Genomic DNA, 21305 nt, shown 5'->3' on the forward strand with positions numbered 1-21305 from the left:
CGCTCCCACAGGTTCTTTACTGATCCTGTGGGAGCGGGCTCGTCCCGCGATAGGGCCGGCACTTACAACCAAACAGCATCCCAGTGCGAATACTCCCGCACACTCCCAACCAGCCCCGCACGCAGCGGGTTGGAAACGATGTACCGCGCCACGGCTTGAACATCCTCCTCCCTGCGGATAGCTCTGTCCTGGTACCCAGGCTGCCAGATCCGCCCTGTACCCCCACCTGTCTGGTAAAGCGCATGACTGGTCCTGGACTTGAACCTGCGCATCAACGCTCCTAGCGTCCCAGTGCGCAACTCGATCAGCCAGTGGAGATGATCCGGCATCACAACCCAGGCCAGGGAGCGACATGACTGTTCCTCTTCGGCGTGACGCAGTTGCTGGACGACTGCACGTGCCGGACGCAGAAACTGGAAAAAAGGCTGGCGGGAGCGCGTGACGGTGGTGAGCAGATAGATTCTGCCGGACTCGGAAAAGCGGCCACGGCGCAACAGGCTGGAATGAGGGCGATCCATGCTTTCTCCTTGAACATTCTTCCTTTGATCAAGGTAGCGATACTGTGGCTGGTTGCTCGGGAGATTTTTTGCTGAATGTGCCGGCCCTATCGCGGGACGAGCCCGCTCCCACAGGTTCTTCACTGATCCTGTGGGAGCGGGCTCGTCCCGCGATAGGGCCGGCGAGGCCTACGGCATCAGAAGCTGTAGTCCACCGTTGCGAAGTACGAGCGTGGCGCGCCCAACAGCCATTGCTCGCCACTGTGCGCGGCAACCACGTAGTCGCGGTTGAACAGGTTGTTCAACTGCAGGCCCAGGCGTACGTCGGGCAGAATGTGCCAGCCGAGATTGGCATCGACCACGGTGTAGCCGGGGACGCTGTAGGCGTTGGCGGTGTCGGCATAGCGCTGGTCGACGTAGCGCAGGCCGATGCCGGCGTCGACGGTCTGGCCGAAGCCCTTGTTGAGCCAGAGGTTGGCGGTGCGGCGCGGAACGTTGGCGGGGCGGTTGCCGGCGCGGTCCTGGGCGATGCCGCCGACGATCTCGTCGAAGTCGTCGTACTTGGCGCGGACCACCGAGGCGTTGGCCGATACCTGCCATTGGTGGCCCAGATCGAGCTCCAGCGCGGCTTCCAGGCCGTCGGAGGTCTGCTGGCCGGCCTGCTGTTTCTCATGGCTGATCGGGTCGTCGACCAACAGCTTCTTCTTGACGATGTGATACGCCGCCAGGGTCCATTCACCACGCCCATCCCAGAAGCGCTGCTTGAGCCCCAGCTCGGTCTGCTTCGATTCGGTCAGGTCGTAGTTGATCTGGCTCGGGCTGAGGCTGATCAGGTTGCTCACCCCGTCTTCGCTGGTGGAGTACTGGCCGTACAGCGACAGGTTGTCGGTTACCGCGAATACCAGGCCGGCGCGCCAGTTGCCGCCTTGCAGGCTGCGGTCGACTCGCGTGTCGTTGGTCAGGTTGTTACGGTCTATGTGGTTCTGGTCGCGGCGGATACCGGTCACCAGCGACAGGCGATCGGTCAGTTGGGTACGGTTCTCGGCGAACAGGGCGAAGGTGTGGGTGGTCGAGAGGGTTTGCGGACGTGTGACGTTCTGGCTCTGGAACCCGCCCGGTGCCGGACTCCAAGGATCGACGTAATCGCCGCCGACATCGTTGTACGGCGAGTTGCTGTCGACATTGAAACGGATCTTGTTGTACTCGGCACCGACCACGGTCTTGCTGTTCAGCCCGAACAGCGAATGATCGAAGGTGAAGCTCTGGCGGTCGCCGATCTGCTCCTGGTTGTGCTTGATCTCCAGGTAGCTTGCCCGCTCCAGCTGCTCGCGGATGGGATCCCAGGTGTAGTCCTCGGCATTGCGCCAGTGCCGACGGCTCTTGATGTAGTACAGCTGGTTGCTGGCCGTGACGCTGTCGCTGAGGGTCCAGTCGGTGTTGAAGCGGGTCCATTCGTCGTGGTAGCGCTGCACGTCGTTCTGGATGTTGTAGTTCTTCTTGCGCAGGCTGTCGCGCAGGTGGCCGTCGATCAGCGGCGTGCCAAAGTAGTTCGAGGGCTGTGCGTCGCCACGCTCATGGGCGAGGGTGAAGCTCAGGTCGTCGGTGGCATCGAAGCGCAAGGCTGCACTCAAGGCCAGGCTGCGCGAATCGGTGCGGTCGACCCAGCCATTGCCTTCCTGCTTGTTCACGGTCACGCGGTAGCTGAGGCGCTCGCTCAGGCTGCCGCCGCTGTCCAGCCCCAGTTGCTGGCGATCCCATGAGCCATAGCCCAGGCGCAGGTGGTTGCGGATCTCGCCGGCGAAGGGTTTTTTCGGGATCACGTTGATCACAGCACCCGTGGCGCCTTCGCCATAAAGCACCGAGGCGGGGCCGCGGATCACATCAATGCGCTCGACCATCCACGGGTCGACCGGAAAGGTCTGGGTGCCGGCGCCGGTGTACAGGCGCGAGCCGTCGAACAGGGTCATCACCGAGGCGTGTCCGGTGAAACCACGGGCGGAGAGGGCGGTGTTGCCGTTGCCCGGGGTGCCGACGGAGGTGATGCCGGGCGATCGGGTCACTGCATCCTGCACCGTGAGGTTGGCGCGCTGTTGGATCTGCTCGGCGGTGATGCTGGTGGTGCTGGCCGGGGTTTCCAGGGCGCTGAGGTTCAGGCGCGAACCGGCTTGGGTAGGGGTTGCCAGATCGACGGTCTGTTCATCGCGAGTCTCGGTGATCGCCGTCGAGGGCAGGTCGAGGACCTTGCCTTGCAGCTGCTCGGCCAGGGCCGGCAGGGACACGGCCATGCAGGCGGCCAGAGTGTGAAGCTTGAAGTGTCGGGACATGTCGTTCCACGGGTTCAGGAATGAATGGATCCCGGTGGAAACAACGCAAAGACGAGCAGACACGCACGCAAGCGCGCACGCGAACACCGGCCTGCGCCCGCCCACCGCGGGTTTGCCAACAGAAGCGTCAGGCCGGTCTCCGGGCTTGCGAGGGTCGTGAAGCCTTCACCTTCCCATGCCTGAGCACAGTGGTGTGTCGAAGGATTCGCTCGCTTACCGTTGCGGGGGCAGCGCCGGACTTGTCTGCAAAGACGCACCGGCTTCCCGTTTCACCCTGCGCACGGCGGCGCAGGACACCTGAAACTGGCGGCATCTGACCATCGAACGCAGGGGGAGTCAATCGTTTGGATAGGCGAAAAAACGTGATGGGCTGCGGGGTTGCGCGTTTTTATTAGATTTTTTTCGAACTTTTCCGACTGACGTTGTCTCGAACCGCTCGTTCGCCCTTTTTATTCAACGTCATGGAGACTTTTGCGAATGTTTACTGGAAAACTGCTGCGTCACACTTGCGCCCTGGCCCTCCTCGGCGCGCCGCTGGCAGCGATGGCAGCCCCCAGCACCGAGCCCCTGTTCACCTTCGGCCTGCTCGGTTCCTACGACAAGTTCAAGTTCGAAGGCGGCAGCGACTCCGACAAGGAGCACCTGGGCCAAGGCGGTGTGTTCGCCAACTTCGGCAACAAGATGACGGCCGAGTCCGGCTTCATCTACCAGATCGGTGCCGAAGCCAAGTACGGCAAGAAGAACGACAACAAGCTCAAGGAGGCGCAGGCCGACCTCGACCTTGGCTGGCGTGCCGCGCTGGATGCGCGCAACTTCGTCGACGTGATCGTCGGTGGCGGTTACAGCTGGACCCGTTTCGAGCCCGAGATCAACGACCTGGACACCAAGTTGACCTACAAGTCGCCGTTCGCCAAGGCCGCGCTGGGTTACAACCACCAGTTCGATGCCTCGACCCTGCGTGTCGAAGTCGGTGCTCGTCACACCATCGATGGCCGTGCGCGCTTGAAGGTCGACGACTTCGGCAGCGACAGTGTCGACATGAAGGACCGCACCAACCCGTATGCCGAAGTCACCCTGCTGATGAACCAGCAAGGCAGCATGCCGATCCAGGCGGGCGTGTACTACACCCGTACCGAGTACAAGATCGACGAGGACTCGCCGGTTGCCGACAACAACAAGCTCAAGCGTGACGAGTTTGGCGTGAAGGTCGGCCTGGCGTTCTGATGCCTTCGATGGTTGTACGCCGTTTGTAAGGGCAGCCTCGTGCCGCAATCGCGGCACGAGGATTCCCCAGCAGGCTCAAGGGCGCCTAGCGGCCCCGGCGCCGCGATACCCGCGCCTCGATGTTCTTGCGTCCGATCAGCAGCGCCGGTTTCTCGGTCACTGGCTCATCGGCCAGCCACTTGTACATCACCAGGCAATCCACCAGCCCCAGTGCTGCATGACGAAATGCCTTGGGCAGGCGCCCGACGGTCTCGAAACCGAGCTTGTGCCACAGCCCCACGGCGACCTCGTTGCTCGCCACGACCGAATTGAACTGCAAGGCCAGAAAACCCTCCTGGCGCGCCAGCTTCTGCGAGTGCTCGCACATCAGCCGTGCCACGCCACGTCCGCGTGAACGGGGTGTGACCATGTATCCGCAATTGCCCACGTGCGCACCCGGGCCTGCGGCATTGGCCTTGAGGTAGTAGGAACCAAGCAGCTCGCCATCCTCTTCGGCCACCAGGGTGTGCAACGGAAACTCCAGCCACAGCGTGCGCGCCTGCTCCTGCGACATCTGCGGGTCGTATGCGTAGGTTTCGCGCGCCTGGACGATGGCCTGGAAGGTCGGCCAGAAACGCTCGAAGTCTTCCGGGGTCATGGGGCGAATGTGGATCATGTCGGTTCCTGCTCGGGCTGGGCCGGCAAGTCTGGGTGGATGGGCGCCGTCATGCAAGGGCTGTGGCGCCCGAGAGCGTCAACTGCCGGCCTTGCCGACCGCATCCAGCGCCCGTGCCGAATACACCAGGGCAGCGCCCGCGTTCATGGCCACGGCCACGCCGAGGGCTTCGGCGATTTCCTCGCGGGTCGCACCGTGCTTGACCGCCTGCTGCGAATGCACGGCGATGCAGCCGTCGCAGCGAGTGGTCACCGCCACGGCTAGGGAAATCAGCTCGCGGGTCTTGGCGTCGAGGTGGTTGGTCTTGGCGCCGGCAGCGCTGGCGGTGGCGTAGCCGGCCACGGTGTCGGGGGAAAGCTGCTTGAGATCGCCGATGCCGGCCATCAACTGCTTACGGTAGGCGTCCCAGTCCATCATGCTCATCGTCTTCACCTTGTCAGGTTGGCAGCAGGAGCTTTCAGGCTAGTCGAAGATGGGGGGAAGGGCAGGCCTCGTCACCGAGGGGCAAGGAGGCCGCAGGACGTGTCAGATGTAGATGAACAGCAGCACCAGTGCCGCCACCACGGCCCATTTCTCGAGGTAGTAGCGGGTGCGGTTGCGCTTCTTCATGGCCTTGCCACGTTCGCGGATCTTGTAGATGCGCGTGAACAGGCGATTGATGCCGCCAGTCTTGTCGTTGGCATCGTTGGGCGCAGCTGCCGCGGCCATGACGTTGCGGCTGAACCAACGGTTGAAGGCGCTTGCCCAGCGGTACTTCAACGGGCGCTCGACGTCGCAGAACAGGATGATACGGTTGTGCTCGGTGGTATTGGCCGCGTAGTGGATGTACGTCTCGTCGAAGATCACCGCCTCGCCGTCGCGCCAGGAATACTTCTCGCCGTCCACATCGATGTAGCAACCATCGTCGTTCGGTGTGTCCAGGCCCAGGTGGTAACGGTAGGAGCCGGCATAGGGGTCACGGTGACGAACCAGCTTGGCTCCCGGCGGCAGGGTGGCGAACATCGCCGCCTTGACCGTGCCGATGCCTTGCAGCAGTTCGGTCGTGCGTGGGCACAGGGTCATCGCCGAAGGGTGGCTCTCGCCGTACCATTTCAGGTAGAAGCGCTTCCAGCCGGTCTTGAAGAACGAGTTGAAGCCAACGTCATCGTAGTTGTCGGATTTCTTGATCTCGCCGGCGTGCAGCAATTGCTGGGCTTCTTCGCGAATTTCCTGCCAGTGGTCCTTGAGCGGCTGCAGCTCAGGGAACGACTCGACAGGCAAGTAGGGCTTGGCCGGGTGCTTGGAGAACAGGTACAGGAAACTGTTGACCGGGGCGAGGAAGCTCGAGTGGTCGCCCAGCTGGCGAGTCAGCTTGTGGCGAACGCGACCGCGCAGGTGAACATAGGCGATCGAGAGGACGAAGATCAGTACGAGTGCAATTTTCATGGACGGTTACTTGTCGAATAAAAATGGCTATGCGCCATGGCTGTAGCCCGCCAGCATAAACAATCGTGTCGCCAGTTTGTACTTATTGTTAAGTCATTGCTGATGGACGAAGGTGGAATACCCCGGTATCTGCGCAAACGATTCAACCGCGGCAACGTTTGAATCGGCTTGCCCTTCAGCCCTCGAGGAGTTTCCGATGGTTCAGGATGTACGCCCAAGCGGCGCGCCCTTCAAGCGCCTGTTTTTCGCCCTGGCTTTGCCCGAAACCCAGCGCCGGGCCGTTGCCCAGTGGCGTCGTGAATTGGGGTTGCGGGCCGGCAAGCCGGTACCGGCCGAGAATTTTCATGTGACGTTGCTGTTTCTGGGCGATGTGGATGCCGCCCAGGTACCGGCACTGTGCGCGGCGGTAGACGGCATGACGCGCCCAGGGGCGCCGATACGCCTGTTGCTCGACCGTCTGCAGGTGTGGCGACGTGCCGGCGCGCTGGTGCTCGAACCTGGCGATACCCCTGCCAACCTGCGCCAACTGGTCTACGGCCTGGAGCAGCGCCTACTGCCACTGGGCATCGCCGAGCAGGCCCGTGAATACCGTCCGCACCTGACGCTGTCACGGGATTTCCAGGGGCAGCCACCAGAGGCGGCGCAGGCTCCGGAGTTCTTCCTCAATGCCCGCCGGTTCGGTCTCTATGAATCGCGCAAGGGCCGTTACTGTCCGCTGGCCGAGTGGCCGCTGGACGAAGCCTGAGGGGCGAACAGACGTTGTCCGAGGGTGTAGGCGGTGGGTAAGTGCCTGGCGGTATCCGGGCCTTCGCTCTCGTCCAGAAGGATCGAGCTCGATACCTGGGCGCCGCACCAGTCGAAGATGCCGTGCTCGATCTGTACGCGCATTGCAGCGCCGTAGCCATGGCGGTCGAACAGGGCAGCGTCGGTGCCGCCGACCGCCACCAGGTGGACCTTCAGGTGGTTGAGCAGCTTGGTGGTCTTGCCGTCTTCGTAGCTGAAGGCCCAGCCATTGCTGAACACACGGTCGATCCAGCCCTTGAGCAGTGCGGGGAACGACCACCAGTACACCGGGTAGACCAGCACCAGGGTATCGGCGCGTTCGATGCGTACCTGCTCGGCAAGTACGTCCGCCGGCGGCTTGGCCAGGTGACGATGGACATTGAGGTCGGGCAATTCGAAGCGCGGGTCGAAGCCCTCTGCGGCCAGGTCGGCGATTTCGCTGGTATGGCCTGCCTGGGCCAGGCCGTCGGCGATCTGCCTGGACAATGCGTGGGTGAGTGATTGGGCGTCGGGGTGGGCGAGGACGATCAGGGCGTGCATGGATGCGTTCCTTTATGGGATGCGGGAAGAGGCCGGGCGCTATATACTCGGCGTAAGTTACGGTTGGTAAGTTACTTTTGGTAGGTAAGCTATGTCAAGCGATGAGACGCGCCCTGTACGTAAACGCCTGTCCCGTGAGGATCGTCGGCGGCAATTGATAGCGGTGGCCTGGCAGATGGTTCGCGAGGAGGGCACCGATGCGCTGAGCCTGGGGCGCCTGAGCGAGCTGGCAGGGGTGACCAAGCCGGTGGTGTACGACCACTTCGAAACCCGCAACGGCTTGCTGGTGGCGCTTTACGAGGAATACGACGCGCGCCAGACCGCCATGCTCGAGGTCGTGCTGGCGGACTGTCCTGTGGACCTTGAGGCGCGTGCGGCGGTAATCGCCGCAGCCTATGTCGACTGTGTGATGACCCAGGGGCGTGAGATACCGGGCGTCAGTGCGGCGTTGGCCGGCTCGCCGGAGCTCGAGGCGCTCAAGCGTGGGTACGAGGATCCGTTCCTGGACAGGTGCCGCCAGGCGCTGGCGCCGTTTGCGCCGGGCGGGGATATCGGATTGGCCGGCTTGCGTCTGCTGGTCGGCGCCGCCGAGGCATTGTCACAGGCGGCGGCGTCGGGGGAAGTCGAGCCAGGGCAGGCCAAGGCGGAACTGAGCGCCGGTATCGTGGCGATGGTCCGGCGCCAGGGCTGAGGGCTGGGTCATACCGGCAGGCTGCGGTAGGGCAGTTCGTCTCCCGGGCTGCGGGCGAATTCGCGCTTGTATTCGCGGCTGAACTGCGAGGTGCTCTGGTAGCCTACCCGGTGCGCCACCTGGGCCACGCCCAGGCTCTCGCCGATCAGCATCTGCTGCGCCTTGAGCAGGCGCAGGCGTTTGAGGTACTGCATCGGCGCCAGTTCGGTGCAGCGCTTGAAGTGTTCGTGGAAGGTCGAAACGCTCATGTTGGCACGGCTGGCCAGCGCTTCGACACTCAACGGCTCGGCGAAATGATCGCGCAGGTAGGCGAGCGCGACGCCGATCCGGGCAAAGTGCCCCTGCTGTTCGACCAGCGCCCGCAACACACCGGCTTGAGGGCCGCGCAAGGCCGTATACAACACCTCCCGCACCCGTGCGGCCCCCAGCATTTTCGCATCCAGCGGGTCCTGCAGGCATTCGAGCAGACGCTCGACGCTGGCGCGCATTGGAGCACCCAGCGCCGCCGAGCTCATCGACTGCGGCGTCTGCGCCTGTACCGCCGGGTCCGGCGGCAGGGCCATGTTCTGCACCAGTTCGCTCAGCACGGTACGGTCGATGCTCACGGCCACGCCGAGCATGGGCGCCTGGGGCGTGGCGAAGGTTTCGCACATGAAGGGCACTGAAAGCGCCTGGATCAGGTAGTGCCCGGCACCGTATTCCAGCGTGCGCGGCCCCAGGCGCGCGAGCTTGCTGCCCTGGGCGATGATGATCAGGCTCGGTTCGTAGATCTGTGGGCTGCTCGCCACATAGTGGTCCCACGACAACACCTGGACCTGGGGCAGGTAGGTGTCGACGAATCCGGGGCGCGAGGCGAGGGCGCGGATCAGCGAGCAGAGGGGGGCATTGGCGTCGACGTGTTGGGTCAGGTGCATGGCAAACCAGGGACAGAGAATCAGACACTGGCATCTTCGCAGATTGACAGTCCAGCGCCAGATCGCTGCGGCCAATTCCGGAGAATCAGGCACGAATGCCGGAGGATCGGCTGTGGGCCGGGCCCGTTTCGATGCGCAGAATGCGTGGCCTGAATCGTTTCAATATTGCGAGGTCCAGAGCATGTACACCGCCATCGGTTATGCCGCCCAGTCTTCCACCGCGCCCCTGGCACCCATGACCTTCCAGCGCCGTGGCCTGCGCCCGGATGATGTCGCCATCGACATCCTCTACTGCGGCGTGTGTCACTCCGATATTCACCAGGCCCGCAATGAGTGGGGCATTGCCGTCTATCCACTGATGCCCGGCCACGAGATCGTCGGTCGTGTCACCGCCGTAGGTGAAAAGGCCAGCAAGTACCAGGTCGGTGACCTGGTCGGCGTCGGCTGCATGGTCGATTCCTGCCGCCATTGCGAGGCTTGCCGGCAGGACCTGGAGCAGTATTGCCTGGAAGGGCCGACCCAGACCTACGCCAGTCCCGACCGTATCGACGGCAGCAATACCCTGGGTGGCTATTCCAGCAGCATCGTGGTCAGCGAGCACTTCGTCCTGCGTATTCCCCAAGGGATGGACCTGCCCAGTGCAGCGCCGATCCTCTGCGCGGGCATCACCACTTACTCACCGCTCAAGCACCACGGCGTGGGGCCTGGGCACAAGGTCGGCGTGCTGGGCATGGGCGGCCTGGGCCACATGGGCATCAAGTTCGCCAAGGCCCTGGGCGCCGAGGTGACGCTGTTCACCCGCTCCCCGGCCAAGGCCGAGGAAGCCCGTCGCCAGGGCGCCGATCATGTCATCGTCTCCACCGACGAGGCGCAGATGCGCGAGGCGGCGGGTCGCTTCGACTTCCTGCTCGACACCATCCCGGTGCAACACGACCTGAATCCCTACCTCGAAACCCTGAAGTTCGACGGCGTGCACATCCTGGTCGGCCTGATCGAGCCGGTTGATCCGCCCGTGCATGCGGCCAACCTGGTGCTCAAGCGGCGGGTGCTGGCCGGCTCCTTGATTGGCGGCATCGCCGAAACCCAGGAAGTGCTGGACTTCTGCGCCGAGCACGGCATCAGCTGCGATATCGAGATGCTGGATATCCGCCACATCAACGAGGCGTTCGAGCGGATGATCAAGGGTGATGTGAAGTACCGCTTCGTGATCGACATGGCGACCTTGCAGGCCTGATCCGGGCGTTGAACGCAATCGCGGGGGGGCCCGCGATTGCGGCCAGTACAGGCGCTACCAGACCATCGCCTTCCTCCACCCTTTCCAGAACAACCAGCGCCGCACCTCGGCGTGTTCGCCAGTGCCGATCTGCCAGGCAGGCCGCTTGCTGTCCAAGGCGATCAGCGAGATGAATCCGGCATGGCTGGCGGCGACCAGGGTGCGGCCGTCGGCGCTGATGTCCATGGCGCTGATGGCCGACCCCAGATAATGCTGCCAGTGCGCGCGACCGTCTTCGCCGAAGCCACGCAGGTAACCTTGGGCATCGCCGACGATGTACTCGCCTTGACGTGCGACGCCGGCATGGATCTGCACGCCGTCCTGCAGCATCGAGATCTGCGGATCGGTTGCCAGATTGGCGAGCGTTACGCCAAGGCTGGCGCCGCCGTCGCCCTGGCAGGCATTGAGCAGCAACTGGTCGCCGCGGTGGTTGAACAGGGCGAAGTGCGGATGTTCCCCCGCCGGGACGATCTCGGCCAGCGGCTCCAGGTGCTCGTCGAGTACCTGGTGGTTGCCGCGCTGCTCGCCCAGCACGATCCGTCTGCCGTCCGGCGACAGTGCGGCATGGGCTTGGGTCAGGGTCAGCGCGATGTCGTCAGGGTCGGTGCCGTCGGCCAGTTGCGCGAGGATGTCTGCTTCGCGGCGCAGCAGGCGGGTGGCACCTCGAGGTGTGAGCAGGAAGATGCCCTCGCGGCTGACCAGCAGTACCCGTCGGCCATCCGGCAGGGGGAGCAGGCGGGTTGGGGTGGGTGGCAGGTCGAAGGGATCGAACGGGTAGCCAGGCGGCAGGCCTTCCAGGCCATGGGGCCAGGACAACCGAGCGACCTGTGGGCCGCCCCAGCCGTCGGTGACCCTTACGCCCTCCGCATTGGCCAGGGCGAAGTAGCGTCGTCGCGGGCAGCGGCCGAAGTGCTCGACACTGATCATCGGGGTCACCCCGTTGCGGTCGATCTGCACCACCTGGCCGTTGTCATGGGGCATGCCGATACGTGCAAGCAAGCGGCCGTCATCGAGCAGCAGCACCTGGGCGATACCCTGGCCATGGCTCGGGAGCAGTGGCAGCAAGGGATCATGGGCGGGCGGCCAGGCTTCGCGAAACAACTGACGCTGGTGCTCGTCGATGCCAGGTCGGTTGATTGCGTGCAGGGCGAGCTGCCAGGCGTCGAGCAGGTGATCGATGGCCGGTGGGCAGGGCGCTTGTGCTGTGTCGTGTCCTGGTGCGCAACCTTGCGCAACATGGCGGTTGACGGCCTCGGCGTAGGCGGTGACCGCCTGTTGCCACTGCTGCTGAGGGTGTTGCGTGTCCATGAGCGGATCGGACTCCTTGTTCCGCATGTTGCTACAGTGCGTCATGGTACTCCGTGCGCGCGCGGTTGTGAGGCCTGGCCTTGACGCGTACCATGCCGAGTATTCCTACCAATAACAAACGTGCATCCGCGACCCGAACCTGGGCACGTGGGGCGCGTCCTATCGCTTTGCCTGCGGAGATTGCATTGGCCTCGATGAATGGACCCCTACCTGATTCCCTACCTGCACCGGCAGGCGGCGGCAGTTGGCTGAGCGTGATCGCGCTGGCGCTGGCGGCGTTCATCTTCAACACCACCGAGTTCGTGCCGGTGGCACTGCTCAGCGACATCGGTCGCAGCTTCGACATGACCACCGCGCAGGTGGGCCTGATGCTGACCATCTACGCCTGGGTGGTGGCACTGGCTTCGCTGCCGATGATGCTGATGACCCGAAACATCGAGCGGCGGCGCCTGTTGCTGTTCGTGTTCCTGGTATTCATCGTCAGCCACTTGCTGTCGTGGATGGCGCAGAGTTTCGCCATGCTGCTGGTCAGCCGCATCGGCATCGCCTTGTCGCACGCGGTGTTCTGGGCGATCACCGCGTCGCTGGCGGTGCGCGTGGCGCCGGCTGGCAAGCAGGCCAAGGCGCTCGGGTTGCTGGCCACCGGCACTACCCTGGCGATGGTCCTGGGCATCCCGCTCGGGCGTGTGGTGGGCGAGGCGCTGGGTTGGCGCATCACCTTCCTCAGCATTGCGGGCGTGGCGCTGGCGACCATGCTGTGCCTGATGAAGTCGCTGCCCTTGCTGCCGAGCCAGAACTCCGGTTCGCTGCGCAGCCTGCCGATCCTGTTCCGCAGGCCTGCCCTGGTCATCACCTATCTTCTGGTCACGCTGGTGATCACCGCACAGTTCACCGCCTACAGCTACATCGAACCGTTCGCCCTGCATGTGGCGCAGATCAGCGGTGAGCACACGACCCTGATCCTGTTGCTGTTCGGTGGGGCGGGTGTGCTCGGCTCGGTGCTGTTCAGCCGTTACAGCGACCGCTTCCCGCACGGTTTCCTGGTCGGCTCGATCGGTTGTCTGGCCGCGTGCCTGTTGCTGCTGTTGCCGCTGTCGGGGAACTTCGCCGCGTTCGCCGTGCTGAGCATGTTCTGGGGCGTGGCGATCCTGAGCTTCAGCCTGTCGTTGCAGTCGAAGACGCTCAAGTTGGCGTCCGACGCTACCGATGTGGCCATGGCACTGTTCTCGGGGATCTACAACATCGGTATCGGTGGCGGGGCATTGCTGGGCAGTATCGTCAGCAGCCAGATCGGTGTGGCCAATATCGGCCTGGTCGGCGGTGTGGTGGCGGTGGTGGGGTTGGGCCTGGCCTTGGCCAGCAGCCAGCGCTTTCGCGATGCCCTTGCCGCGCCCCCCGCGCCTTGAGCTTCACGCCAGTAAAGCCGACCACGCCGACACCACCAGCAACAGTGCCAGCAACTGATTGAAGCGCTGCAGGTGCCGGGGCGAACGCAACCAGCGGGCACTGCCGATCCCGAGCAGCGCCCAGGCGCCCATGCAGGGCAGGGCGATGATCAGAAATACCAGCGCCAGGTGCCACACCGGCAATCCTGGCGTGGCAAACACCCCGATCACCGCCACCGCCATCAGCCAGACCTTGGGATTGACCAGTTGCAGCGATGCCGCGCTGCCGACCCCGAAGCGCTGCCGCGCCATGGCATGCAAGGGCTCGCCAGCGGCGCGGAACAACTGCCAGGCCAGGCGACTCAACCACAGCACGCCCACCCAGCTCATCACCTGCTGCGCTAGCGGGTGGCGCAGCAGCACCTCTCCCAGCCCCAGGCCTACCACCCAGACGATCGCCGCGGCCGCCGCGCAGGCCGCGAAGATCGGCGCCAGGCTGGCACGCAGGCCGTTGTGCGCGCCGTGGGCGAGAATCAGCAGGTTGGTCGGCCCGGGGCTGATGCTGGCGGCCAAGGCAAAAAGGATGAAGGGCAACAGCGATGACGACATGGTGAGGCTCCTGTGGTTCGGAACACCATGGTCAGGCGTGGGGGCGGTTCAGTCTGGAAGCTTTGAGCAGCGTCGGCGATAGTCGGCCGGTGTCAGCCGGTAGGCACGACGGAACCAGCGCCCCAGGTGGCTCTGGTCGGCAAAGCCCAAGGCCATGGCCACTTCGCTGGGGGTGTCGCCACGAGCCAGCAGGCGCCGGGCGCGGGCCAGGCGCAACTGAATCAGGTAGGCGTGCGGCGCCAGGCCGAAGGCGGCCTTGAAGGCGCGGGTGAGGCGAAAGCGATCGACACCGCAGACCTGTGCCACCTCGTTCAGGCCGATGTCCTGGTCGATATGGGCGTGCAGGTAGTCGCGCGCTCGCTGGGCGCACAGCGGCAGGCGTGGATCGGGGTCGAGGCGCTTGCGCCAGTGCAGGTGCCGGGTCAGGCAGGCGAGCAGGTCGTCCATGGCGGTCTGGCGCACGATCCGCAGTTCGCCGCCGTGCATGGCCTGGAAGGCGCGCAAGGTGGCGCCCGCCAGTCGCGGGTCGGCACACAGGGTGTCAGCGAAGGCGGGCAGGCAGCCTGCCGGGGCCTGTTCGAACAGTGCATGCAGCTCGTTTTCCAGCCACTTCGAGTCCAGGTACAGCGTGGAATAGGTGAAACCTTCGTGGGTGGGGGCGTTGCCATCGTGAAGGTCGCCCGGCTCCAGCAGGAACACCTGGCCCGGCGTGCTCTGGTGCCGAACCCGGCGGCAATTGAACTGCTGTACACCCTGTTCGGTGACCCCGACCAGGAAGCTGTCGTGCCAGTGCGGGTCGTAGGCGTGGCCGACGAAATGCGCGCGGACCGACTCGATGCCGGTGTCGGCGTCTTGCTTGAGGTCGATCCAGTTGGACATGGGCGAGGCCTGCGAAAGGGAGTTTTCACCTTAGCTTAAAAGCGCTGCGGATTTTAGAACGGATGTGCACGGGATAGTTCGGATAGTGGCATTGGGCCGGTATACTGGGTGTTTTTGCAGGAAGCTGTTGCTCTGATGAAAGACACATCTACAAATTGGTTGCAGGTGCTGCTGGTCATGGTCGTCGCTGCGGTGATTGCCCAGGTGGTAGCGATCTTCACAGTGATTCCCCTGGTTCAGAGCATGGGCGCCACGGGCGGCTGGCTGTTGATCATCTACCTGGTGTTCGTCGGCGTGTGCACCCTGGCGAGCGGTGCCCTATCTTTTCGAGCGCCGAAGGTGGGGTTTGCCCATGACTGGAAAGTCATGTCGCTGATCGCCTCCAGCAAGCTCATGCTTCTGGTGACTGTGGCCCTGAGCGTCGTGCCTCTGGCGGTCGAGGGGTTCAAGCAGGCGGGACATGTCGAGCAATTGCCATTCAGCTTGTTCATGTATTGGCTGAGCGGTCTGAGCCTGCTGGTGTTTTCCGTGCTGTATCACCTGTGCGCGCCGGGTGCGTATCGTTATCCGACCTTTGAAGACCTGATCAAGCGTGAAGGCAGTGCCAGGGTGCTACGTGGCGAGGCTGGCGAGATATTGGAGGGCTTGCGCGCCAGGCAATCGCCGAGTGGGGCAGCTGGTGAAACGCCCTTCACGAGCCAGGACGAGCATGTTCTGGAGGTGCTTGCCCAGGGCCGCGTCATTGATGATGCCCAGTGTTATTTCGTCATGCGTGAGCATGGCGCCAACGCCAATCCGAAAGTGCGTTGGGCGTTGACGCTGGCGCTGCTGATTCCCGCCTACGTCATTCCCACCGTGACGGTGGGCAAGATGTTCGCGGTCGTGGATACCGCTCGACAGCAGGTGCATGAGCGGGGTGGCTGGTTGTGCGCCATCTATGGCAGCGTGCTGACGCTTGGCAAGGATGCCAAGGAGCAGGCCGAGTCTTCCTGCAAGGCGCACTAACCAGGGTCGGGCTGCAACTGCGCAAACTTGCCCTGCAACCACTGATGCAAGCGCGCTACCGCCGGCGACAGCTGCTTGCGGTGCGGGCACACCAGGATCAGGGGGCGCAGGTCGCCGGGGAAGTCCGGCATCAGCACCTCGAGTTCGCCGGCCGCGACATTGGCGTGCACGTCCAGCCATGACTTGAAGGCGATGCCTTCGCCGGCCAGTGCCCAGCGCCGTACCACATCGGCGTCATCGCAGAACAGCGGCCCGCTGACCTGCACCGTCTGCTCACCCAGTTGCCAGCGGTCGAAGACCCGCGACTGCTGCAGGTACAGCAGGCAATCGTGCTGTTGCAGGTCTTGCGGGGTGTGCGGGCGGCCGCGGCGGGCGAGGTAGGCGGGGGCGGCGACCAGTACCCTGCGGTTCCACGGCGCCAGTGGCAGCGAGATGTAGTTGGCAGCGTCGTCGATGCCATAGCGGATGCCGACATCCACCGGGTCGCGGTACAGGTCGGCGAGTTCGTCGGAGAGAAAGAAGCGCAGGCTCAGGCCCGAGTGTTCGCGGCGAAACTCGGTGAGCCAGGGCAGCACCAGGTTGCGTCCGACATCCGAAGGCGCCGACACCTGCAGTACACCGCGCAGTTCACTGTGATCGCCATGCAGGCTCTCACGCCCGTGACGCAGGGTCTCCAGCACACTGTGGGCGGTGGGCAGGTACAGCTCACCCTCGGCGGTCAGGCGCAGGCTACGGGTGGTGCGGGCAAACAGGCGCACGTCCAGCTCTCGCTCCAGGCGCTTGATCGCTGCTGCGACCTGGCCCGGTAGCAGGTCGGCTTCCAGGGCGGCGGCGGTGAAGCTGCCCAGGGCGCTGGAGCGAATGAACAGTTGTAGATCGTCAAGGCGCAGCATTTTCACTCCTGGAATGAAAGTGTTGCTGCATTGTGCTGGTTTTTCTTTCCTGTGGGAAAGATAAGATACGCGCCATCACCTTCCCTGACAGGAGCAGTTCCGATGGATACCGTCACCCTGGCCAAGCGCCGCTACACCACCAAGGCCTACGACGCCAGCCGCAGGATCCCGCAGGCCACCGTGGATGCACTGCTCGAGCAATTGCGTCATAGCCCGTCCTCGGTCAACTCGCAGCCCTGGCACTTCGTCGTCGCCGACAGCGCCGAAGGCAAGGCACGCCTGGCCAAGGCCACCGAAGCCTTCGCCTACAACACACCCAAGATTCTCAACGCCTCGCACGTAATCGTGTTCGCCACACGCACCGAAATGACCGAGGCGCACCTGCACGCCGTGCTTGACCAGGAAGCGGCCGACGGCCGTTTTCGCGATGATCAGGCCCGTGCCGGCCAGGACACGACGCGCCGTGGCTATGTGAACCTGCACCGCTACGATCTCAAGGATGCGCAGCACTGGATGGAAAAGCAGACCTACCTGGCCCTGGGCACCGCTTTGCTGGGCGCTGCCGCCCACGGGCTCGATGCGACCCCGATCGAGGGCTTCGACAGCAAGGCGCTGGACGCCGAGCTGGGCCTGCGCGAGCGTGGCTTCACCAGCGTCGTGCTGCTGAGCCTGGGGTACCGCAGCGAAGATGACTTCAATGCCGGCCTGAGCAAGTCGCGGCTGTCGGCCGAGACGGTGTTTACCTTCCTCTGAAGAAAAACCGGGGCAGGCCTCTACGGTCTGCCCCGGCTTTCAATCTTCCTCCAGCGCCTGCTCGACCACGTCGCGGCTGGCGTCCAGCACTTGCTGCTGTACTTCCTCGCTGGCCAACATACGCCCGACCACCAGAGCACCGACGCACTGGCTGATCAACGCCCAGGCCCTGCGCTCGTCCCCAAGCGTTTCACTCCACGCGGCCTGCAGTTCGAGCAGCCAGTGTTCGGCCTGTTCACGCACCGGTCGCTCGGCGCGAGCGATCTCGACCCCCAGCGGCGGCAGCGGGCAGCCACCTTCGGGATTGTGCAGGTGGGCCAGGCTCAAGTACTGCTTCAGGCAGCGGCGCAGATGTTCGCGGTCGGCGCCCTGGCTGGCCAGGCGAGCGAACGGGCTATTGCACAGCTCGCGTCGCACCACCTCGCTGAACAGGTCATCCTTGGACGGGAAGTGATTGTAGAAGGCGCCACCGGTAAGGCCGATGGCCTTCATCAACTCGGCGACGCCGGTACTGGCGAAACCACCACGTTTGGCCAGGACGCCGCTGCTGGCCAGCAATTTCTCGCGAGTCTGTTGCTTGTGATCGGTGGAGTAGCGCATCCGTGACCCTCGGTGTGCTGGCTTGACGGTGCAGCGATCATAGCATAGCGTTCGTTTACTAAATGATCGTTCATCAATGGAGGTGCCGGTGACAGAACAACGAAAAGCGGTCCTGGTGATAGGGGCGGGTGATGCCACCGGCGGCGAGATCGCCAAGCGTTTTGCCCGCGAAGGTTATATCGCCTGTGTGACCCGTCGCGACGCTGACAAGCTGCAACCACTGGTGGACGAGATCCGTGCGGCTGGCGGTCAGGCCTACGGTTTCGGCTCCGATGCACGCAAGGAAGAGGCGGTGGCCGAGCTGATCGAAACCATCGAGCGTGATATCGCCCCGATCGAGGCCTTCGTGTTCAACATCGGCGCCAACGTGCCCTGCAGCATCCTCGACGAAACGCCGCGCAAATACTTCAAGATCTGGGAAATGGCCTGCTTCGCCGGCTTTCTCACTTCTCAGGCAGTGGCGCGGCGCATGGTCACCCGCGAACGCGGCACCCTGATCTTCACCGGCGCCACTGCCGGCACCCGCGGCGCCGCCGGTTTTGCTGCCTTCGCCGGTGCCAAGCACGCCTTGCGCGCCCTGGCCCAGAGCATGGCGCGCGAGCTGGGGCCGCGAAACATCCACGTGGCGCACGTGGTGGTCGACGGCGCCATCGACACGGCGTTCATTCGCGATACCTTCCCTGAGCGCTACGCCCTGAAGGACCAGGATGGCATCCTTGACCCGGCGCATATCGCCGACAGCTACTGGTACCTGCACACCCAGCCCCGGGACGCCTGGACCTTCGAACTTGACTTGCGCCCCTGGATCGAACGCTGGTGATCCGCTGTGCCCAACCACCTTCCGCCACAAGGAGTGCTGCATGAGCAAGTGCGTCGAGTTCTACTTTGATCTGGGCAGTCCGGCCAGCTACCTGGCCTGGACCCAGTTGCCCGCCCTGTGTGCCCGCCGAGGCGCAACCCTGGCGCTGCGACCAATGCTGCTGGGCGGTGTGTTCCAGGCCACCGGCAATGCCTCGCCGGCGACGATACCGGCCAAGGGGCGCTACATGATCGGTGACCTGAAACGCTTCGCTGCCCGTTATGGCGTGCCGTTCAGCCTCCCGCCAGGGTTTCCGGTCAATACCCTGAACCTGATGCGTGGCGTGCTCGGCACGCAGATGCGTTCGCCCGAGCGCCTCGAACCCTTGCTCAAGGCGTTGTTCGACGGGCTGTGGGTGCAACAGCGCAATCTGTCGGACCCTGAGGTGCTCGATGCGACGCTGCGCGAAGCAGGCATGGACCCCGAGGCGTTTCGTGCCCTGGCGGCCGACGTCGAGGTCAAGGAGCGGCTCAAGCAGGTGACCCAGGAGGCGGTCGAGCGGGGCGTGTTCGGCGCGCCGATCTGTTTTGTCGGCGGGCAGATGTTCTTCGGTCAGGACCGCTTGGACTTCATCGAAGAAGCATTAACCTAACAGCCGCTCCAGTTGCGTGCGTTCCCAGACGCTGAGCAGCTCGACCGGGTCGGTGCCATAGCGCTGCCAGTGGCCGCGCTCGGCCTCGCGGCCATCGGGGGCGCGGCATTCGCTGCAATGGGCGATGCCTTCGTCGTCGAGGGTCAGGATCAGTTGCCAGTGGCCGATCTGTACCCTCACCCGCCCGTCGCTCAGGTGCTCGTGCACGTCCAGCGCCTGGACGCCGAGGGCGGCGTCACGCAGGCACTGGTAGATCTCACGGCTGTTGGGGGCGGACATGAACGATCAGAAGTTCGCCGGGGTATTGGCGCTGATGATTTCTGCTTCGTCCGGGCCGATGTTCTTGAAGCTGTGCGGCAGCGTGGTGGGGATGTAGTAGCCGTCGCCCGAGTTGAGCACGCTGACCTGGCCATCGACCCACAACTCGACCGTCCCCCGGGTGACCAGCCCGCATTCCTCGCCTTCGGCATGCACGATCGGCTCGCCCGAGTCGGCACCCGGTGCGTAGAGCTCGCGCAGCATGCGCATCTGTCGGCCTTCGACACTGGCGCCGACCAGCAGCATGCGCAGGCCGTTGCGACCCAGGTCAGGTTGCTCGCCACCGCGGAACACGTAGCGCTCTTCGCGTGCAGGTTCATCGAAGCTGAAGAACTCGGCGAGGCTCATGGGGATGCCTTCGAGGAGTTTTTTCAGGGAACTGACCGAGGGGCTGACGCGGTTCTGCTCGATCTGCGAAATCGTCGAGTTGGTCAGGCCGCTGCGGCGGGCCAGCTCCCGCTGGGAGAGGTTGTTGCGTTCACGCACCAGTTTGAGTCGTGTCCCCGTGTCCATAGCCGCCTTGAGTAGTGAGTGATCAGAGGTGTCAAAAATAATGGGCAGCGCATTAAAACACACTCTGACCGGCAACGCGCTGTGCTTGTCAGGTGCGCTGGACGGCGGGGGCAGGCCACAGCCCGACCAGCAGCAACAGCACGGCCACGGCCACGAACGGCAGGCGCGGATCGACGGCGTAGACCAGCGTCCCGGCCAGCGGCCCGATCACCGCTCCCATGCCTTGAGCAGCGCTGATCGACCCCGCGGTGGCCCCTTGTTCGCTGGCTTGCATGGCATTGGCGGCCAGCGCCGAGAAGGCAGGGAAGACGAAACCCATGCCGGCAGCGGCGACGAAGAAGCACGCCCACAATGCCGGAGCAGTGGTGGCCAAGGCCCCGGCGGCAAAGCCCAGCGCGCTGATGCTGGCGCCCACGCGGATCATCTTCAGCGGTGGCCACTCCAACTGGCGCAGCAGAATCTGCGAGCCAATCAGCGCCACGCCCACGGCGGTCAGGGCGATGCCTGCGGCCTGGGCGGCATCGGCACTGTTCAGTTGCAAGCGATCGAGGGCGAAAAAGCCCACAGTGATCTGCGACACGGTCACGCTGAGCATGGCGCTGAAGGCCACGATCAACGGTCGGCGCAGGCGCGGGTCACCCAGGCGCACAGGGCTTGGCGCATAGTTGTGGGGCAGCGGCTGAGGCTTGAGCTTGAACAGCAGCACGAGGAATGCGCTGGCCGGCAGCAGCGACATGATGAAGAACGGGGCGCTCAGGCTATGGCGAGCCAGCAACGCGGCCAGTGCCGGGCCGAGCACCAGCCCTACGGCATTGGCTGCGCCGAGCAAGGCCATGGCGCGGGCGCGGCGCTCGGGCTCGACATGGTCGGCGATCAGCGCATTGCCGCCCACCGGCAGCGCGGCATAGAAGGCGCCGATCAGGCCGCGGGTCAGCATCAGGCCGAGAAAGGCCAGGGTCGCGCCCGGCAGCCAGCGCAAGGCGCCATCGATGAACAGGCACAGCAGCCAATAGGCGACGGTGAAGCCGGCACTGCCCATCAGCAGGATGCGTCGCCGGCCCAGGCGGTCGGCGGCCCGGCCCCATGGGCGTGCAAGAATGACCCAGACCACGCCTGCCACGGTGACCGCCGCACCGGCTTGCCAGGTCGCCATCCCCAGCAGGCGGGCGATGGGGCCGATCAAGGCAACGAACGCCATCATCGACATGGTGCAGGCCATGTTCACCAGCAGCAGCGGGCGCAGGTCCAGGGCGGGGGCTTGGGGC

At 64.4% G+C, this 21305-nt stretch carries 24 protein-coding genes and 1 riboswitch; of the genes, 9 read left to right on the plus strand and 15 right to left on the minus strand.

Annotated elements, in window-relative coordinates:
• Positions 1 to 62: 62 nt before the first annotated feature.
• Positions 63 to 518, minus strand: a complete 456-nt coding sequence (locus tag IAE40_RS25075) for an REP-associated tyrosine transposase (protein WP_200604039.1) — start codon at positions 516 to 518, stop codon at positions 63 to 65.
• Positions 519 to 694: 176 nt separating this feature from the next.
• Positions 695 to 2821, minus strand: a complete 2127-nt coding sequence (locus IAE40_RS25080) for a TonB-dependent receptor (protein ID WP_200604040.1) — start codon at positions 2819 to 2821, stop codon at positions 695 to 697.
• 113 nt (positions 2822 to 2934) lie between these two features.
• Positions 2935 to 3137: riboswitch (cobalamin riboswitch) on the minus strand.
• Positions 3138 to 3298: 161 nt separating this feature from the next.
• Here IAE40_RS25080 and IAE40_RS25085 point away from each other — a divergent pair.
• Positions 3299 to 4045 (plus strand): outer membrane beta-barrel protein, encoded by a 747-nt coding sequence (locus IAE40_RS25085; protein ID WP_151924845.1) that lies wholly within the window; start codon positions 3299 to 3301, stop codon positions 4043 to 4045.
• 85 nt (positions 4046 to 4130) lie between these two features.
• On the opposite strand, the gene IAE40_RS25090 is transcribed toward IAE40_RS25085, so the two are convergent.
• From IAE40_RS25090 to lpxO, 3 genes are all read right to left on the minus strand, one after another.
• Positions 4131 to 4700, minus strand: coding sequence for a GNAT family N-acetyltransferase (locus IAE40_RS25090; protein ID WP_054890879.1), 570 nt, complete (start codon positions 4698 to 4700; stop codon positions 4131 to 4133).
• Between the two features lie 78 nt (positions 4701 to 4778).
• On the minus strand, positions 4779 to 5123 hold the full coding sequence (locus IAE40_RS25095) for a carboxymuconolactone decarboxylase family protein (RefSeq protein WP_054890878.1): 345 nt from the start codon (positions 5121 to 5123) through the stop codon (positions 4779 to 4781).
• A 102-nt stretch (positions 5124 to 5225) separates the two neighbouring features.
• On the minus strand, positions 5226 to 6125 hold the full coding sequence (lpxO, locus tag IAE40_RS25100; RefSeq protein ID WP_054890877.1) for a lipid A hydroxylase LpxO: 900 nt from the start codon (positions 6123 to 6125) through the stop codon (positions 5226 to 5228).
• 196 nt (positions 6126 to 6321) lie between these two features.
• Between lpxO and thpR the strand changes: the two genes are divergently transcribed.
• Complete coding sequence (thpR, locus tag IAE40_RS25105; protein WP_200604041.1) at positions 6322 to 6870, plus strand: RNA 2',3'-cyclic phosphodiesterase; 549 nt, start codon at positions 6322 to 6324, stop codon at positions 6868 to 6870.
• Here the strand turns inward: thpR and IAE40_RS25110 are convergent.
• Entirely contained in the window at positions 6831 to 7448 is a 618-nt protein-coding gene (locus tag IAE40_RS25110; RefSeq protein WP_153773838.1) for an NAD(P)H-dependent oxidoreductase, read from the minus strand. The two genes, thpR and IAE40_RS25110, sit on opposite strands and share 40 nt — an antisense overlap.
• 91 nt (positions 7449 to 7539) lie before the next feature.
• On the opposite strand from IAE40_RS25110, the gene IAE40_RS25115 reads away from it, so the two are divergent.
• Positions 7540 to 8139 carry a TetR/AcrR family transcriptional regulator gene (locus IAE40_RS25115; RefSeq protein ID WP_054890874.1) on the plus strand — a complete coding sequence of 200 codons (600 nt, stop codon included), beginning with the start codon at positions 7540 to 7542 and terminating at the stop codon, positions 8137 to 8139.
• An 8-nt stretch (positions 8140 to 8147) separates the two neighbouring features.
• On the opposite strand, the gene IAE40_RS25120 is transcribed toward IAE40_RS25115, so the two are convergent.
• On the minus strand, positions 8148 to 9053 hold the full coding sequence (locus tag IAE40_RS25120) for an AraC family transcriptional regulator (protein ID WP_054890873.1): 906 nt from the start codon (positions 9051 to 9053) through the stop codon (positions 8148 to 8150).
• 181 nt (positions 9054 to 9234) lie between these two features.
• Between IAE40_RS25120 and IAE40_RS25125 the strand changes: the two genes are divergently transcribed.
• Entirely contained in the window at positions 9235 to 10287 is a 1053-nt protein-coding gene (locus IAE40_RS25125; RefSeq protein WP_200604042.1) for an NAD(P)-dependent alcohol dehydrogenase, read from the plus strand.
• A gap of 54 nt (positions 10288 to 10341) precedes the next feature.
• On the opposite strand, the gene IAE40_RS25130 is transcribed toward IAE40_RS25125, so the two are convergent.
• Positions 10342 to 11634, minus strand: coding sequence for a hypothetical protein (locus IAE40_RS25130; protein WP_153773836.1), 1293 nt, complete (start codon positions 11632 to 11634; stop codon positions 10342 to 10344).
• Between the two features lie 194 nt (positions 11635 to 11828).
• Between IAE40_RS25130 and IAE40_RS25135 the strand changes: the two genes are divergently transcribed.
• Positions 11829 to 13040: a sugar transporter gene (locus IAE40_RS25135; RefSeq protein ID WP_153773835.1), complete on the plus strand. Its 1212-nt coding sequence runs from the start codon at positions 11829 to 11831 to the stop codon at positions 13038 to 13040.
• Between the two features lie 3 nt (positions 13041 to 13043).
• Here IAE40_RS25135 and IAE40_RS25140 read toward each other — a convergent pair whose 3' ends face one another.
• Entirely contained in the window at positions 13044 to 13628 is a 585-nt protein-coding gene (locus IAE40_RS25140; RefSeq protein WP_200604043.1) for a LysE family translocator, read from the minus strand.
• A gap of 48 nt (positions 13629 to 13676) precedes the next feature.
• Entirely contained in the window at positions 13677 to 14507 is an 831-nt protein-coding gene (locus IAE40_RS25145; RefSeq protein ID WP_197891040.1) for an AraC family transcriptional regulator, read from the minus strand.
• A 135-nt stretch (positions 14508 to 14642) separates the two neighbouring features.
• Between IAE40_RS25145 and IAE40_RS25150 the strand changes: the two genes are divergently transcribed.
• Positions 14643 to 15512, plus strand: a complete 870-nt coding sequence (locus IAE40_RS25150; protein WP_153773832.1) for a hypothetical protein — start codon at positions 14643 to 14645, stop codon at positions 15510 to 15512.
• On the opposite strand, the gene IAE40_RS25155 is transcribed toward IAE40_RS25150, so the two are convergent.
• On the minus strand, positions 15509 to 16405 hold the full coding sequence (locus IAE40_RS25155) for a LysR family transcriptional regulator (protein WP_054890867.1): 897 nt from the start codon (positions 16403 to 16405) through the stop codon (positions 15509 to 15511). The two genes, IAE40_RS25150 and IAE40_RS25155, sit on opposite strands and share 4 nt — an antisense overlap.
• 102 nt (positions 16406 to 16507) lie before the next feature.
• On the opposite strand from IAE40_RS25155, the gene nfsB reads away from it, so the two are divergent.
• Positions 16508 to 17158, plus strand: coding sequence for an oxygen-insensitive NAD(P)H nitroreductase (nfsB, locus tag IAE40_RS25160; RefSeq protein WP_200604044.1), 651 nt, complete (start codon positions 16508 to 16510; stop codon positions 17156 to 17158).
• Positions 17159 to 17197: 39 nt separating this feature from the next.
• On the opposite strand, the gene IAE40_RS25165 is transcribed toward nfsB, so the two are convergent.
• Positions 17198 to 17758, minus strand: coding sequence for a TetR/AcrR family transcriptional regulator (locus tag IAE40_RS25165; RefSeq protein WP_200604045.1), 561 nt, complete (start codon positions 17756 to 17758; stop codon positions 17198 to 17200).
• Positions 17759 to 17846: 88 nt separating this feature from the next.
• Here IAE40_RS25165 and IAE40_RS25170 point away from each other — a divergent pair, with 88 nt between their 5' ends.
• Both IAE40_RS25170 and IAE40_RS25175 read left to right on the plus strand, forming a co-directional pair.
• Positions 17847 to 18578 (plus strand): SDR family oxidoreductase, encoded by a 732-nt coding sequence (locus IAE40_RS25170; protein WP_063546751.1) that lies wholly within the window; start codon positions 17847 to 17849, stop codon positions 18576 to 18578.
• Positions 18579 to 18618: 40 nt separating this feature from the next.
• Positions 18619 to 19209: a 2-hydroxychromene-2-carboxylate isomerase gene (locus tag IAE40_RS25175; RefSeq protein WP_200604046.1), complete on the plus strand. Its 591-nt coding sequence runs from the start codon at positions 18619 to 18621 to the stop codon at positions 19207 to 19209.
• Here the strand turns inward: IAE40_RS25175 and IAE40_RS25180 are convergent.
• The 3 genes from IAE40_RS25180 to IAE40_RS25190 all read right to left on the minus strand — a co-directional run.
• Positions 19201 to 19488 carry a DUF7693 family protein gene (locus IAE40_RS25180; protein WP_200604047.1) on the minus strand — a complete coding sequence of 96 codons (288 nt, stop codon included), beginning with the start codon at positions 19486 to 19488 and terminating at the stop codon, positions 19201 to 19203. The two genes, IAE40_RS25175 and IAE40_RS25180, sit on opposite strands and share 9 nt — an antisense overlap.
• A gap of 6 nt (positions 19489 to 19494) precedes the next feature.
• Positions 19495 to 20040, minus strand: a complete 546-nt coding sequence (locus tag IAE40_RS25185; protein WP_054890862.1) for a cupin domain-containing protein — start codon at positions 20038 to 20040, stop codon at positions 19495 to 19497.
• Positions 20041 to 20128: 88 nt separating this feature from the next.
• On the minus strand, positions 20129 to 21305 hold a 1177-nt coding region (locus tag IAE40_RS25190; RefSeq protein WP_442798513.1), incomplete at its 5' end, for an MFS transporter.

The sequence above is a fragment of the Pseudomonas sp. S44 genome (genome assembly GCF_016624805.1).
Classification (GTDB): domain Bacteria; phylum Pseudomonadota; class Gammaproteobacteria; order Pseudomonadales; family Pseudomonadaceae; genus Aquipseudomonas; species Aquipseudomonas machongensis.

Excerpts from the sequence above, each read along its gene's own strand:
- IAE40_RS25075 (WP_200604039.1), bottom strand. The coding sequence starts at position 518 with ATGGATCGCCCTCATTCCAGCCTGTTGCGCCGTGGCCGCTTTTCCGAG.
- IAE40_RS25080 (WP_200604040.1), bottom strand. The coding sequence starts at position 2,821 with ATGTCCCGACACTTCAAGCTTCACACTCTGGCCGCCTGCATGGCCGTG.
- IAE40_RS25085 (WP_151924845.1), top strand. The coding sequence starts at position 3,299 with ATGTTTACTGGAAAACTGCTGCGTCACACTTGCGCCCTGGCCCTCCTC.
- IAE40_RS25090 (WP_054890879.1), bottom strand. The coding sequence starts at position 4,700 with ATGATCCACATTCGCCCCATGACCCCGGAAGACTTCGAGCGTTTCTGG.
- IAE40_RS25095 (WP_054890878.1), bottom strand. The coding sequence starts at position 5,123 with ATGAGCATGATGGACTGGGACGCCTACCGTAAGCAGTTGATGGCCGGC.
- lpxO (WP_054890877.1), bottom strand. The coding sequence starts at position 6,125 with ATGAAAATTGCACTCGTACTGATCTTCGTCCTCTCGATCGCCTATGTT.
- thpR (WP_200604041.1), top strand. The coding sequence starts at position 6,322 with ATGGTTCAGGATGTACGCCCAAGCGGCGCGCCCTTCAAGCGCCTGTTT.
- IAE40_RS25110 (WP_153773838.1), bottom strand. The coding sequence starts at position 7,448 with ATGCACGCCCTGATCGTCCTCGCCCACCCCGACGCCCAATCACTCACC.
- IAE40_RS25115 (WP_054890874.1), top strand. The coding sequence starts at position 7,540 with ATGTCAAGCGATGAGACGCGCCCTGTACGTAAACGCCTGTCCCGTGAG.
- IAE40_RS25120 (WP_054890873.1), bottom strand. The coding sequence starts at position 9,053 with ATGCACCTGACCCAACACGTCGACGCCAATGCCCCCCTCTGCTCGCTG.
- IAE40_RS25125 (WP_200604042.1), top strand. The coding sequence starts at position 9,235 with ATGTACACCGCCATCGGTTATGCCGCCCAGTCTTCCACCGCGCCCCTG.
- IAE40_RS25130 (WP_153773836.1), bottom strand. The coding sequence starts at position 11,634 with ATGGACACGCAACACCCTCAGCAGCAGTGGCAACAGGCGGTCACCGCC.
- IAE40_RS25135 (WP_153773835.1), top strand. The coding sequence starts at position 11,829 with ATGAATGGACCCCTACCTGATTCCCTACCTGCACCGGCAGGCGGCGGC.
- IAE40_RS25140 (WP_200604043.1), bottom strand. The coding sequence starts at position 13,628 with ATGTCGTCATCGCTGTTGCCCTTCATCCTTTTTGCCTTGGCCGCCAGC.
- IAE40_RS25145 (WP_197891040.1), bottom strand. The coding sequence starts at position 14,507 with ATGTCCAACTGGATCGACCTCAAGCAAGACGCCGACACCGGCATCGAG.
- IAE40_RS25150 (WP_153773832.1), top strand. The coding sequence starts at position 14,643 with ATGAAAGACACATCTACAAATTGGTTGCAGGTGCTGCTGGTCATGGTC.
- IAE40_RS25155 (WP_054890867.1), bottom strand. The coding sequence starts at position 16,405 with ATGCTGCGCCTTGACGATCTACAACTGTTCATTCGCTCCAGCGCCCTG.
- nfsB (WP_200604044.1), top strand. The coding sequence starts at position 16,508 with ATGGATACCGTCACCCTGGCCAAGCGCCGCTACACCACCAAGGCCTAC.
- IAE40_RS25165 (WP_200604045.1), bottom strand. The coding sequence starts at position 17,758 with ATGCGCTACTCCACCGATCACAAGCAACAGACTCGCGAGAAATTGCTG.
- IAE40_RS25175 (WP_200604046.1), top strand. The coding sequence starts at position 18,619 with ATGAGCAAGTGCGTCGAGTTCTACTTTGATCTGGGCAGTCCGGCCAGC.
- IAE40_RS25180 (WP_200604047.1), bottom strand. The coding sequence starts at position 19,488 with ATGTCCGCCCCCAACAGCCGTGAGATCTACCAGTGCCTGCGTGACGCC.
- IAE40_RS25185 (WP_054890862.1), bottom strand. The coding sequence starts at position 20,040 with ATGGACACGGGGACACGACTCAAACTGGTGCGTGAACGCAACAACCTC.